Source organism: Collimonas sp. GW821-FHT02H07 (genome assembly GCF_059421505.1).
On record NZ_JBWKVC010000008.1, the window covers coordinates 135,036 to 148,181 of the forward strand.

Here is a 13,146-nt window from a genome sequence, read left to right on the forward strand (position 1 = left end):
GGCAAGGTAACAATGACGGAGCAGAGTACGCTTCACCCTTACTTCGAAGTCGGCCCCGACGGCTGGTGCCGTCCCGATGAAGTGGTGCGCCAGTCGTCGCCTAACTGCGATGCCCGGCCGGACGGCAGCGTCATCGATCTGCTGGTGATCCATAACATCAGTCTGCCGCCCGGACAGTTTGGCGGTCCGTATATCGCCGACCTGTTCGGCAACCGTTTAGCGTATGATGCGCATCCTTATTTTGAACAGCTGCGGCCGCTGCGGGTTTCTTCCCATTTCCTGATTGTGCGCGACGGTGGCGTGATCCAGTTCGTGTCTGCCAATGAGCGCGCCTGGCACGCCGGCGTTTCCAGTTTCGAAGGACGTGAACGCTGCAATGATTTCTCGATCGGGATCGAGCTGGAAGGGACCGATTTCGAAGAATTTTCCGTGATGCAATATGGTGCGCTGGCTGCGCTGACCCATGCGTTGCAATGGCGTTATCCGCTGACCGCAGTGGCCGGACACGAACATGTCGCGCCGGGCAGAAAGACCGACCCGGGTCCGTTTTTCGACTGGACCCAATACCAGCAAGCCTTAGCCGGGCATGTGCCGGAAATCTCCGGCAAGCCGCCTTTGCGCTTTCCTGCCATGGCAAAAAAAGTCAATTGAATAGTCTCTTTTTGAATATAAAAAAGATCCTACTTTTGGATTGCATCGGCAGGGGCTAGGTACTACAATTAGTAAAAATCAAATCCAGAAAACTATATGTAGTGTTTTTTTGTATCTCTTCATTGGCTTGTTTTGCATGGCCTGTCCACTTTGTGGTGTTTTGTTTTTGTACTCATATCAGTATGAATGCAGGTGTCGGACAGGCTGCTAAGCGGCCTCTGGATTTGTTGTCGGTCATTGATTGTTGGTCATCGCGTACCCCTTTTTAACGCTAAATTTTCTCGTGTTATCCAGTTTTGGGCATCAGTCATGAGCGCCTGCGGAGAGATCGCCGACAGCGCAATGACGGATGTGGGAACAGCAAGAAGTAGCAACAATCAGCAAGAATCAGCAAGAATCAGCAAGAAGCAGCGGTATCTGAACCATCAACGGTTCCACGGTTCTAATTAATAACAGCAGGCGTAATGAGTTCGTCTGCTTTCACAGTCTCGGGAGGCTCAGTGCAATCTACTCAAGAAATTTCCGTTAAATCATCAGCCGAAGTTGCTGGTGTTCCGTCAGCAACCGGTAGCGGCTCTCCCGTCAAGGTAGGCAGCAGTTTTGGCGACTACAGAATTATCCGGCGCAATGGCGCCGTGGTCGGCTTTGAGCCATCCAAGATCTCGATCGCCGTCACCAAGGCCTTCCTCGCCGTCAACGGCGGCCAGGGCGCGGCCTCGGCGCGGGTGCGCGAACTGGTTGAGCAGCTGACCTCCAACGTTGTCGCCGCCCTGGTGCGCCGGCAGCCGAACGGCGGCACCTTCCATATCGAAGATATTCAGGACCAGGTCGAACTGTCCCTGATGCGCTCCGGCGAACACGATGTGGCGCGTGCCTACGTGCTGTATCGCGCCAAGCGCATGGAAGAGCGTTCGCAGCAGCAGCCGGCAGCCAAGTCGGTGGCTGGCGGCGCCGAACTGTTCGTCACGGAAGATGGCCAGCGCCGCGCGCTGGACATGAACCAGGTGCGCGACCTGATTACCGCTGCCTGCATCGGCCTGGAAACGCATGTCGACGCAGAAGCCATTCTGGCCGAGACCGTCAAGAACCTGTACGACGGCGTGCCGGTGGAAGAGCTGCACAAGTCGGCGATCCTGGCTGCCCGTGCGCTGATGGAAAAGGACCCTGCCTATAGCACGGTCACCGCGCGTCTGCTGATGCACACCATCCGCAAGGAAGTGTTCGGCAAGGAAGTGGCGCAAGCTGACGCGCCGGCGGAATATCTTGAATATTTCCCGAAGTTTATTAAAAAGGGTATTGAAGCCGATCTGCTCGATGCCAAGCTGGCCCAGTTCGACCTGGCTGTACTGGGCGAAGCCCTGCAACCCGAGCGCGACCTGCAATTCGGTTACCTCGGCCTGCAAACGCTGTATGACCGCTATTTCCTGCACGTGCGCGATATCCGCATCGAAATGCCGCAGGCTTTCTACATGCGCGTGGCGATGGGCCTGGCGCTGAATGAAGTCAACCGCGAAGCGCGCGCCATCGAGTTCTACAACCTGCTGTCCAGCTTCGACTTCATGAGCTCGACGCCGACCCTGTTCAACTCCGGCACCCAGCGCTCGCAGCTGTCGTCCTGCTACCTGACGACGGTAGCCGACGATCTCGACGGCATCTACGAAGCCATCAAGGAAAACGCTCTGCTGGCGAAGTACGCCGGCGGCCTGGGCAACGACTGGACGCCGGTGCGTTCGCTGGGCGCCCATATCAAGGGCACCAACGGCAAGTCGCAAGGCGTGGTGCCGTTCCTGAAGGTGGTCAACGATACCGCCGTGGCGGTCAACCAGGGCGGCAAGCGCAAGGGCGCGGTCTGCGCCTACCTGGAAACCTGGCACATGGACATCGAGGAATTCCTCGACCTGCGTAAAAACACCGGCGACGACCGCCGCCGCACCCACGACATGAACACCGCCAACTGGATTCCGGACCTATTCATGAAGCGCGTGATGGAAAAGGGCGAGTGGACCCTGTTCTCGCCAAGCGATGCGCCGGACCTGCATGACAAGGTCGGCAAGGCTTTCGAAGCCGCCTATACCGGCTACGAAGCCAAGGCTGCCCGCGGCGAGCTGCGTCTGTTCAAGAAGATCCAGGCGCTCGACCTGTGGCGCAAGATGCTGTCGATGCTGTTCGAAACCGGCCACCCATGGATTACCTTCAAGGATCCATGCAACATCCGTTCGCCGCAGCAGCACGTCGGCATGGTGCACAGCTCCAACCTGTGCACCGAGATCACGCTGAACACCAACGAATCCGAGATCGCGGTCTGCAATCTGGGCTCGGTCAACCTGCCGGCGCACATGAAAGACGGCCAGCTGGATCATGCCAAATTGCAGAAAACCATCAATACTGCGATGCGCATGCTGGATAATGTGATCGATATTAACTATTATGCAGTGAAGAAGGCGCGCGATTCCAACCTGCGGCACCGTCCGGTTGGTCTCGGCATCATGGGTTTCCAGGATTGCTTGCACATGATGCGCTTGCCTTATGCCTCGAAAGCAGCGGTTGAATTTGCCGATACCTCGATGGAAGCAGTCTGCTACCACGCCTATTGGGCATCGACCGAACTGGCGGAAGAGCGCGGCCGTTACAGCAGCTATCGCGGTTCCCTGTGGGATCGTGGCATCCTGCCGCAGGATTCCCTGAAATTGCTGGCGGAAGAACGCGGCGGCTACCTCGAAGCCGACATGTCGGAAGCGCTGGACTGGACCCAGTTGCGTGCCCGCATCAAGGAATTCGGCATGCGTAACTCGAACTGCGTGGCGATTGCGCCGACAGCGACGATCTCGAACATCATCGGTGTATCGGCATGTATCGAACCGACTTACCAGAACCTGTACGTGAAATCGAACCTGTCCGGCGAGTTCACCGAAATCAATGCATACCTGGTGCGCGACTTGAAAGCGCGCGGTCTGTGGGATGAAGTCATGATCTCCGACCTCAAGTATTTCGACGGCAGCCTGGCCAAGATCGACCGCATTCCGCAAGATCTGCGCGACATCTATGCAACGGCCTTCGAAGTTGAACCGTCCTGGCTGGTGGAAGCTGCATCGCGCCGCCAGAAATGGATCGACCAGGCGCAGTCGCTGAATATCTATATGGCAGGCGCATCCGGCAAGAAGCTGGATGAAACCTACAAGCTGGCGTGGTTGCGTGGCCTCAAGACCACCTACTACCTGCGTACCATCGGCGCAACGCATACCGAGAAGTCGACTTCGAAAACCGGCGCTCTGAATGCGGTGGCGGTAGACGGCGGCATGAGCGGCGGCGCGGCAGCGACTTACGGCACTGCAGCAGTGGAAGCAGCGCCGCAGGAACTGGATGGCCCGGCATGCACCATGCGTCCCGGCGATCCAGGATTCGAGGAATGCGAAGCTTGCCAGTAATACTGTTCAGATATAAAACGAAACAATGAAAAGTAGGGTGGGCAAGTTTTTTGCCCACGCGTTACCGAAACAAACCTGGTGACGGATTTGACGTCACGCGTGGGCACGGGTGCCCACCCTACAAAGATAAAGGAATAAAGAATGCTCTCCTGGGATGAAGAAAAAAGTTCGGCGCCCGCTCCTCGTACCCCGCCGGCGCAGCCAGGGTTTATCCCCTCGGGCCGCCCGCAAATGTCCGATACCGCTTTCAAGCCGTCATTGATGGAAGGATATGCAACTGCCGCCGCAGCGCCTGCGGTCGACACCACGCATCGCGTCAATGCAGCCGACAAGCGCATCATCAACGGCCACACCGACGTCAACCAGCTGGTGCCGTTCAAGTACAAATGGGCTTGGGACAAGTACCTGGCCGGCTGCGCCAACCACTGGATGCCGCAGGAAATCAACATGCAGCGCGATATCGAGCTGTGGAAGAATCCGAACGGCCTGACCGAAGACGAACGCCGTCTGGTCAAGCGCAACCTGGGATTCTTCGTCACCGCCGACTCGCTGGCGGCCAACAATATCGTGCTTGGCACCTACCGCCACATCACTGCGCCGGAATGCCGCCAGTACCTGCTGCGCCAGGCGTTTGAAGAAGCGATCCACACGCATGCCTACCAGTACATCGTGGAATCGCTGGGCCTGGACGAGGCGGAAATCTTCAACGCCTACCACGAAGTCAAATCGATCCGCGACAAAGACGAGTTCCTGATCCCCTTCATCAATACGCTGACCGATCCTGAGTTCAAGACCGGCACTACTGAAAACGATCAGAAACTGCTGCGCTCGCTGATCGTGTTTGCCTGCATCATGGAAGGCCTTTTCTTCTACGTCGGCTTCACGCAGATCCTTGCGCTGGGCCGCCAGAACAAGATGATGGGCGCCGCCGAGCAGTATCAATACATTCTGCGCGACGAGTCGATGCACTGCAATTTCGGGATCGATTTGATCAACACGATCAAGATGGAAAACCCGCATTTGTGGACGCCCGAATTCCGCGATGAAATTAAAGCGTTGTTTTTAAGCGCAGTGGAGTTGGAATATCGCTACGCAGAGGATACAATGCCGCGTGGAGTGCTCGGTTTGAATGCGCCAATGTTCAAAGGGTATTTGCGGTTCATCGCAAATCGCCGCGCGCAACAGATCGGACTGGACCCGATGTTCCCTCAGGAAGAAAATCCCTTCCCCTGGATGAGTGAGATGATCGATCTGAAAAAAGAACGCAACTTTTTTGAGACTCGCGTAATCGAATATCAAACCGGCGGTGCACTGAACTGGGAATAAAGGCTTCAGATCTCGGACAAGAATTAATAGCAGTGGATGGATGAGGTGAGGAGACCTGCAGCGCTTAGTACATAAAAAAGTCTGCAAACTGAAAGGTGATTTCCAAACTTAATGAACAACCAAAGACAGAAACGTACTTATCTGTTGTCGCCGCTTACCCCGATTCAATCGGGTTTGGCGGCGTTTTCTTTGGAAAAATCTAAAAATTTTTGTAACAGAATTCCGACGCCGGCCTAGCCGCTGGCGTTTTTTTGGTTAGGGATCGCCGCCGACAGGTGTTGCGAAGATCTTCTCCCCAGTCTTGGAACTGGCGAAAAGACCCTAGCCGATAATGGCTGAAGTGCTGCATCAATGAGGGGATGGAGCAGTTCAGCTGGTGCCGAATTCATTAGCGCAAGCAGAGTTGATTGCGCCGATGAATAATCCGCCGTTCCCATCGCGATGGGTTCGTCGGGTTTCCAACTTGGAGCTTGATTTTTTCCATCACGTGAAGGAGAAACAAAATGGCAACAGCAACAAAGAAAGCCGCAGCGAAGAAACCCGCTGCGAAGAAGGCAGCTCCGGCTAAGAAGCCAGTAGCAGCTAAGGCAGCAGCAAAACCAGCAGCTAAGAAACCAGTTGCTAAGAAAGCTGTCGCGGCCAAAAAGCCAGTAGCTAAGAAAGCAGCAGCCAAGCCTGCAGCGAAAGCAGCAGCAAAACCAGCAGCTAAGAAGCCAGTTGCTAAGAAAGCTGTCGCGGCCAAAAAGCCAGTAGCTAAGAAAGCAGCAGCAAAACCAGCAGCGGCCAAGAAGCCAGTTGCTAAGAAAGCTGTCGCGGCCAAAAAGCCAGTAGCCAAGAAAGCAGCAGCAAAACCAGCAGCTAAGAAGCCAGTTGCCAAGAAAGCTGTCGCGGCCAAAAAGCCAGTAGCTAAGAAAGCAGCAGCAAAGCCAGCAGCCAAGAAGCCGGTTGCCAAGAAAGCTGTCGCGGCCAAAAAGCCAGTAGCTAAGAAAGCAGCAGCAAAACCGGTAGCTAAAGCAGCAGCGAAACCAGCGGCCAAAAAGCCGGCAGTTAAGAAAGTCGCGGCTAAGCCAGCAGCAAAAAAGCCGGTAGCTAAAGCAGCAGCGAAACCAGCTGCAGCTAAGCCAGCTGTTAAAAAGGCCGCAGCGAAACCTGCAGCCAAGAAGCCAGCAGCCAAGCCGGCAGCAGCGCCAGCAGCAGCAACAACGGTGCTGAACCCGGCAGCAGCTTGGCCATTCCCAACTGGCACACGCCCGTAATCAGGGTTTGCCAGCGCATCTGATTAAACCCGGATGCATCGCCCGCTGCACAGCCTAGCGCTGTCCAGCGGGTTTTTATTTTTGCGGGTGCGCGCAAGTATTGAGGACCCGTTTGGTCTTCAGCAAGCCACGATCGCGACCGGGGCCGCCATAGCAAGTATTCTTCCTCCTGAGCCGCGGCATTCTTTCTTCCCGATTGCAAACTATCTCTCCTGCTTCCACCGTTCCGGAGAACGCACATCGCCAAGATTTATCAAATGAGTTCTAGTATATTGGCTGGGTGGTCCAGCCCGCGCTGCCGCCGGCAAGTCAAAATCATTGCATCATCTGGAAAAGGAAACACGTCGTGTTGCAGAATATCTTTAGCTTGATTATCGAAACCATCGCCAGCGTCCTCGGCGGCGTCCTGTTGCTGCGCTTCTGGATTCAGGCGGTGCGCGTGCGCCCTCCGCAGCAGCTTGCGCAATTCATCTTTACGCTGTCTGACTGGGCGGTAAAGCCGTTGCGCCGGCTGCTGCCGGGAGTCGGCGGCTACGACTGGGCCAGCCTGATCGGCGCGGTGCTGGTGGCTGTCGCCTGCATCCTGCTGGAACTGGGCGTACGCTCGGCGTTCAATGCCTCCCTGATCTTCAGTCTGTCGGCATTGCTGTTTTTCCAGTGGGTCTTCTACGGCTTGATTGCATTGCTGATCATCGAAGCGGTTTTCAGCTGGGTGAATCCGCATGCGCCGCTGGCGCCGTTCGTGCGGGCCCTGAATGAACCGCTGCTGCGTCCCTTGCGCCGGATTATCCCGCTGGTCGGCAGCGTCGATCTGTCGCCGCTGGCGGCACTGATACTCTTGAGGGTGGTGCATCAGCTGGTGATTTATCTGATTTCGATAGTGGCATGAGCCGCAGCGCCGGCGCTGGCACGCCTGCCGGGCAGGATGCTGCCTGGTGCTCGCCGATGGCCGGCGGCGTGCGCCTGGCGCTGCAGGTGACGCCGAATGCCAAGAAAAGCCAGGTAATCGGTCCGCTGGAAGACGTGCTCAAGCTGCGCCTGCAGGCGCAGCCGATTGAAGGCAAGGCGAATGAAGCCCTGATCCGTTTCCTGGCGGAGCTGCTGGACCTGCCGCGTAGCCGCATCAACATCACCCACGGCCAGACCAGCAAGAAAAAGCTGGTCGAGCTGACCGGACCGCAACTGACGGTGGCTGCCGTGGTGCGCAGCTTGCTGGCCGCGGCACCGTAGACAAAAAAAACGGCTCCCGACGCTGTGTCGGAAGCCGTTTTGCATTTGCTGCAAGTATTTTAGGCGTCCATCTGGCTTTGCAGATAGTTTTGCAGGCCGACCTTGTCGATCAGGTCGAGCTGGGTTTCCAGCCAGTCGATATGCTCTTCGGTGTCTTCCAGGATTTCAACGAACAATTCGCGCGACACATAATCGCCGGCCTTTTCGCAAGCGGCGATGCCTTCCTTGACGGTCTTCTGGGCGCCTTGCTCCAGCTTCAGGTCGCATTGCAGCATCTCCGGCGTCGACTCGCCTATCATCAGCTTGTGCAGCGCCTGCAGGTTCGGCAGGCCGTTCAGCATCAGGATGCGGTCGATCAGCTTGTCGGCGTGCTTCATTTCGCCGATCGATTCTTCGTATTCTTTCTTGCCGAGCTTTTCCAGGCCCCAGTGCTTGTACATGCGGGCGTGCAGGAAGTACTGGTTGATCGCTGTCAGTTCGTTGGTCAGCTGCGCATTGAGCAGCGTGATGATTTGTTTTTCGCCTTGCATGGGAACCTCGCTATGGTGTTGGGGCAGAGTGGAGCGGCGATAACAGGGGGGATTTATGCCGGCTTCTCACGCGATCGGAGCGGTGTTTAACCGAAATTCAACCGAAATCGCAGCCATGATAGCGCAAGCAAAAAGCTTTTTCACCATGAGATAGCGCGAATCATTTTCATTGTGATTTGTGCATCTACCTGATTGTCAGCAGGTTCTCGCCAGCGGCCCATGTAAATAGAGCCTGCGCATGAAACCATGGCAGGCTCTATCGGGTACAGGCAGCCGGGCAGGGCCGGCCTACTTGGCGTCGGGTTCGGTAACGAAACCGATTTTCCCGAGGCCGCCGGACTGGGCAGCGGCCATCACCTGGGCGACTTTTTCATACTGCACGGTGCGCGCCGCGCGCAAATGCAGCTCCGGCTGCGGCTGCTTTTGCGCCGCTGCCGCAATCCGCGCAGCCAGTTCATTGCGGTCAACCGCTTCTTCGTTCCAGAACAGCTTGCCGTCGGCGGCTATCGACAGATTGATGCTTTCCGGCTTGACCTGGTCCGGCTGGTTGGTGGCGCGCGGCAGGTCGATCTTCACCGCGTGGTTCATCACCGGGATGGTCATGATGAAGATGATCAGCAGCACCAGCATCACGTCCACCAGCGGCGTGGTGTTGATCTCCGGATTGAAATCGTCGTCCGAATCGGACAGGGAACCCATGCCCATCATGCGCCTTTCACGGCGACCAGCTTGGCGCCATTGCCTGAACCGCTGTGGTTGTCCACTTCGCTGCTGGAGCGGGAACCGGTGACAAACAGCGCATGCAGGTCGAAGCCGAACTTGTTCAGTTTGGCGATAATCGTCTTGTTGCCGCGCACCAGGGCGTTATAGCCGAAGGTCGCCGGAATCGCCACCGCCAGTCCGAGCGCGGTCATGATCAGCGCTTCGCCGACCGGACCGGCAACCTTGTCGATGCTGGCCTGGCCGGAAGTGCCGATCGACACCAGCGCGTGATAAATGCCCCAGACGGTGCCGAACAGGCCGACGAACGGCGCGGTCGAACCAACCGAGGCCAGCACCGCCATGCCGGTCTGCAGCTTGCCGGAGACTTCGTCGATCGCCTGGCGCAGCGACAGCGTGACCCAGTCGCTGACTGACAGCTGGTCGTGCAAATGGCCTTTGTGCGCGGCGTGATGCCGCATCGAAGATACGCCGGCCTGCGCTACTTCGGCAAACGGATTCTCGGTGCCCAGCGTGGCGATCCCTTCCGGCAAGCTGGTGGTATCCCAGAACTGGTGGCCGGCGGCATGCGCGGCGCGCTGGAAGCGCAGGATCTGCAACGCCTTGGTCAGTATCACGTACCACGATGCGATCGACATCGCGACCAGCAGCACCGCCACGCCTTTAATGACGAAATCGCCCTGGCCCCAGAGCGCCTCTAATCCGTATGGACTTGCTTCCATGATGAACTCCCTTGTATCTGTGATGTAAGTGCGGCTGCATCGGCCCTGCGCCAGGCAGGGCCTTTGATTAATTGGATAACTGAAAATTGATGGGCACGATGGCGAATACCGGCAACGCCTTGCCGTCTTCCATATAGGGCTTGAACAAGGCGCGCATCACGGCTTGCTTGGCTGCATCGTCGAGCCTGTCGGAACCGGACGATTTCTGCACCTCGACCCGCTCCGCGCGGCCCTTGTCATTGATCAGGACGCGGATGACCGCCTTGCCTTCTTCACCCATGCGCTTGGAAATCGCCGGATACTTGACGTCGGGCGGCTGGATGTATTCCACCCCGGAGGTAATGGTGCGCGGCTGCGCCGGTGCTGCGACTGCCGCCTGAGCTGGCGCCGGTGCGGCCGGGGCTTCTTCGTGCTGCGATGGTTGCGGCGGTGCTGCTGGGACGGAAATCGCGGTTTCAGAGGGGGTGTTGTTGACAACCGGCGCAGGGCGCGGAGGCGTGATGCTTTTCTTTACTACGGCGACGGTCTTCGGCGCGGCCGGCTGCGGCTTGGGCGGCGTAGGCTCAGGAGCCTTTTCCGGCGTGATGAAGCTGGCGAAGATTTCCTTGGGCATCGCTTGCGCAGCCTGGTGAATCAGGCCACTTTCCAGCGCCCAGAAGAAGGCGACGTGGAGCAGCAGGATCGTCCCAAGGGGACCGATGCGTCTGACTTTTTTCCATGCAAGCGCAGGGTAACTGATTGCTGCTGACGACATGGCTGCGCTCATCCCATCCGGCATTAAGCGGCTTGTATGTTTTGCTGGAACACCATGGCGTGAACGTGACGAAGGGCTACAGGCGCCTTGTTATCCAGGCACTCGCGCAATACGCTTTTGGCGCAGGTATGGCACTTGCCGCAGCAGGTGGCAATCCCCAGGTTTTCGCGCAGCTCGGCCATGGAAGACATGCCCGAATCCACCGCCTGGCGGATCTTTCTATCAGAGACGTTGTTGCATACACAAACAATCATTTTGCATCCTACTGCCATAGTGAGAGGCAGATTAAAAATAAAAGTCGGCCGACAAAGAGGTCATCGCGGCCTTATGGTTTATCGATATTTCTCTAACACAAGCGGTTTGCGGCGACCAACCTGCTGAACAGGTTGTATTTTTCCGGCGCCGGCATGGTGCTTTCCACCACCGTGCCCCATTGTTCCGACAACTGCAGGCAAGTAGCGCGCAGCACCGGCGCCAGGTTCGGCAGATCGGCCAGCGCCTTCAAATGCCGCTCGATTACCGAGGCCAGCTTGACGCACGCGCTGGCTTCCTGGCTGTTCGTCGTGTACTGCGACATCAGGTGCAGCACCGCCGAGACCAGCAGTTCCGGCTGCGCCGGCGCGCCGTTGGGCTCCACGAAAGCCGGATTGATTTTCTCAGAGACCATCAAGTAACTCCTATAGTGACTGGCTGGCTTCCGTATGATGCAGGCGGGCTTCACAAGTTATGGCGGATAAAACTGCCTGTTGAGCTGCTTAAGCAGTCAGGATCAACTTGTTCAGCTGGGTGAGCCTGAGTTTATAAATTCTGCCGCCGTGATCGATTTCAAGCTCGCGCATTTGCTTGAACAGATCCTGGCTCTTGATTCGCGTGACTGCAGATGCAACGGACTTCGTGATGCTGGACACAGGGGCTTTTTCAAGATGTGCTTCGCGTCGTATCGAGTGGCTCATAATAGTCCTTTCTGTAAATGCGAACAATTCGTATTTGTATTATTCGCTACTTGCGCAGGGAATGCAAGTGCTTTTAGCGCGGCGTGCCGCTGCGCTACAGAATGATGTTTGACCGGCAATACGGCGCAAGAGCTGGCCGTGATGCGCAGCGGAAATGCTGCTGTGCGGAGCGGGTGAAATCGGCTGGCGGCAGCAGGATCGGGCAGTTTCTGGCGAGGCGGGGAATTTGCTGCTCGCAGAAAAGGGGCAGGCTGGATGTGAAACAAGCGCAAAGATTGCGCTTGTTTGATGATGAATTGCTAACCAGGTGGGGCCGCCTAGGCAGGGATCAATCTCATTCAGCCTTGGGCTTGGCCGCTTCGCGCCGGTTGAAGCCGGCCACCATGTCGAAGCGGAACAGGCGGCATTCCAGGGCGCCGTTGAAGAACGGCGTCTTGCGCGCTTCTTTCAGGCGCAGCAGCTTGGGCAGGCCGAGGTCGGCCGAGAACAGGAAGATGCTCCAGCCGGCAAAGCGTTGCTTGAGCGTGGTGCTGAAGGCGGTGAAGAAGGCGGTCAGCAGGTCGTCGCTGCTCAGGGTGCTGTCGCCGCGCACGCCGATCCGCTCGCCATACGGCGGGTTGGTCAGCATGATGCCGCCTTCGGCATCGCTAGGCGGCTTGACTTCCTGCGCCTCGATCTGTTTGACCGGCACGTCGAACAGGATGCCGGCGTTGCGCAGGTTGTTGAGCGCGATCTGCACCATGTCGCCCGAAATGTCGCTGCCGAAAATGGTCGGCGTGGTCGGCAGGGGATGAGGCTTGAAGCTGCCTTTGATGGCCAGCCATTTTTCGCTTTCGAAATCGTTGAATTTCTCGAACGCGAAGCGGCGGCGGGCGCCGGCCGGAATGCCGGCCAGGATCTGGGCCGCCTCGATCAGGATGGTGCCGGAGCCGCACATCGGGTCGAACAATACCGTGCCAGGCTTCCAGCCGGAAGTACGCAGCAGGCCGGCGGCGAGGTTTTCGCGCAGCGGCGCATCGCCGGTTTCGGCGCGCCAGCCGCGCTTGAACAAGGCTTCGCCGGACGTATCGAGGTAGAGCGTGAAATTGTGCGCATCGAGGAAGCCGACGATGCGCATGTCCGGCGTGCCGGTATCGACCGATGGCCGTTCGTTGCACAGATCGCGGAAGCGGTCGCAGATGCCGTCCTTGATTTTGAGCGTGGTGAACTGCAAGCTGCGCAGGGGTGATTTGACGGCGGTGACGTCGACCCGGATGGTATGGCTGACGGGGAACCAGCTTTCCCATTCCTGTTCCAGCGTCATGTCATAGATATCGTTTTCATTCTTGTAGGCGCCGTGCGTCAGGCGCAGCAGCACACGGCTGGCGATACGCGAATGCAGGTTGATGCGCCAGGCGTCGCTCAGCAAGCCGGAGCAATGCACGCCGCCGGGCACCTGGGTATGCACCTTGAGCGTGACCGCAGGGGCGCTGAACTGGGCGATTTCCTCCAGCTCTTCCGCCAGCGCGGCTTCCAGGCCACGCGGGCAGGGGCAAAAATAGGAGTGCTTATCGGTAGATGTGTGTGACATGGGAGGACC

The 13,146-nt window shown here is 57.7% G+C and carries 14 protein-coding genes; 6 read left to right on the top strand and 8 right to left on the bottom strand.

The window, feature by feature from the left end; all coding sequences use genetic code 11:
- Positions 1–12 precede the first annotated feature (12 nt).
- The 6 genes from ampD (at position 13) to AC07V8_RS14335 (ending at position 7,888) form a co-directional block, all read left to right on the top strand.
- Positions 13–651 carry a 1,6-anhydro-N-acetylmuramyl-L-alanine amidase AmpD gene (gene ampD / locus AC07V8_RS14310; protein ID WP_494678794.1) on the top strand — a complete coding sequence of 213 codons (639 nt, stop codon included), beginning with the start codon at positions 13–15 and terminating at the stop codon, positions 649–651.
- A gap of 500 nt (positions 652–1,151) precedes the next feature.
- Positions 1,152–4,076 carry a ribonucleoside-diphosphate reductase subunit alpha gene (locus AC07V8_RS14315; protein ID WP_494678795.1) on the top strand — a complete coding sequence of 975 codons (2,925 nt, stop codon included), beginning with the start codon at positions 1,152–1,154 and terminating at the stop codon, positions 4,074–4,076.
- Between the two features lie 141 nt (positions 4,077–4,217).
- Positions 4,218–5,402, top strand: a complete 1,185-nt coding sequence (locus AC07V8_RS14320) for a ribonucleotide-diphosphate reductase subunit beta (protein ID WP_494678796.1) — start codon at positions 4,218–4,220, stop codon at positions 5,400–5,402.
- A 503-nt stretch (positions 5,403–5,905) separates the two neighbouring features.
- Positions 5,906–6,658 carry a histone H1-like DNA-binding protein gene (locus tag AC07V8_RS14325; RefSeq protein WP_494678797.1) on the top strand — a complete coding sequence of 251 codons (753 nt, stop codon included), beginning with the start codon at positions 5,906–5,908 and terminating at the stop codon, positions 6,656–6,658.
- Between the two features lie 346 nt (positions 6,659–7,004).
- On the top strand, positions 7,005–7,547 hold the full coding sequence (locus AC07V8_RS14330; protein ID WP_494678798.1) for a YggT family protein: 543 nt from the start codon (positions 7,005–7,007) through the stop codon (positions 7,545–7,547).
- The gene (locus AC07V8_RS14335; protein ID WP_494678799.1) at positions 7,544–7,888 is read left to right on the top strand and encodes a DUF167 domain-containing protein; all 345 of its coding nucleotides are present in this window, start codon (positions 7,544–7,546) and stop codon (positions 7,886–7,888) included. The genes AC07V8_RS14330 and AC07V8_RS14335 overlap by 4 nt, the downstream gene beginning before the upstream one ends.
- 59 nt (positions 7,889–7,947) lie before the next feature.
- On the opposite strand, the gene bfr is transcribed toward AC07V8_RS14335, so the two are convergent.
- The 8 genes from bfr to AC07V8_RS14375 form a co-directional block, all read right to left on the bottom strand.
- A complete protein-coding gene (gene bfr / locus AC07V8_RS14340) occupies positions 7,948–8,418 on the bottom strand; it encodes a bacterioferritin (RefSeq protein ID WP_092415272.1) in 471 nt (156 codons plus the stop codon).
- A 288-nt stretch (positions 8,419–8,706) separates the two neighbouring features.
- Positions 8,707–9,123, bottom strand: coding sequence for an ExbD/TolR family protein (locus tag AC07V8_RS14345; protein ID WP_494678899.1), 417 nt, complete (start codon positions 9,121–9,123; stop codon positions 8,707–8,709).
- A complete protein-coding gene (locus AC07V8_RS14350; protein ID WP_494678800.1) occupies positions 9,123–9,860 on the bottom strand; it encodes a MotA/TolQ/ExbB proton channel family protein in 738 nt (245 codons plus the stop codon). The genes AC07V8_RS14345 and AC07V8_RS14350 overlap by 1 nt, the downstream gene beginning before the upstream one ends.
- Positions 9,861–9,927: 67 nt before the next feature.
- The gene (locus AC07V8_RS14355) at positions 9,928–10,614 is read right to left on the bottom strand and encodes an energy transducer TonB (RefSeq protein WP_494678801.1); all 687 of its coding nucleotides are present in this window, start codon (positions 10,612–10,614) and stop codon (positions 9,928–9,930) included.
- Positions 10,615–10,637: 23 nt separating this feature from the next.
- Positions 10,638–10,868 (bottom strand): (2Fe-2S)-binding protein, encoded by a 231-nt coding sequence (locus AC07V8_RS14360; protein WP_494678802.1) that lies wholly within the window; start codon positions 10,866–10,868, stop codon positions 10,638–10,640.
- A 92-nt stretch (positions 10,869–10,960) separates the two neighbouring features.
- Positions 10,961–11,281 carry a hypothetical protein gene (locus AC07V8_RS14365; protein WP_494678803.1) on the bottom strand — a complete coding sequence of 107 codons (321 nt, stop codon included), beginning with the start codon at positions 11,279–11,281 and terminating at the stop codon, positions 10,961–10,963.
- Positions 11,282–11,369: 88 nt separating this feature from the next.
- Positions 11,370–11,567, bottom strand: coding sequence for a hemin uptake protein HemP (gene hemP / locus AC07V8_RS14370; protein ID WP_061946525.1), 198 nt, complete (start codon positions 11,565–11,567; stop codon positions 11,370–11,372).
- Positions 11,568–11,901: 334 nt separating this feature from the next.
- Positions 11,902–13,137, bottom strand: a complete 1,236-nt coding sequence (locus tag AC07V8_RS14375) for a THUMP domain-containing class I SAM-dependent RNA methyltransferase (RefSeq protein WP_494678804.1) — start codon at positions 13,135–13,137, stop codon at positions 11,902–11,904.
- Positions 13,138–13,146: the final 9 nt, after the last annotated feature.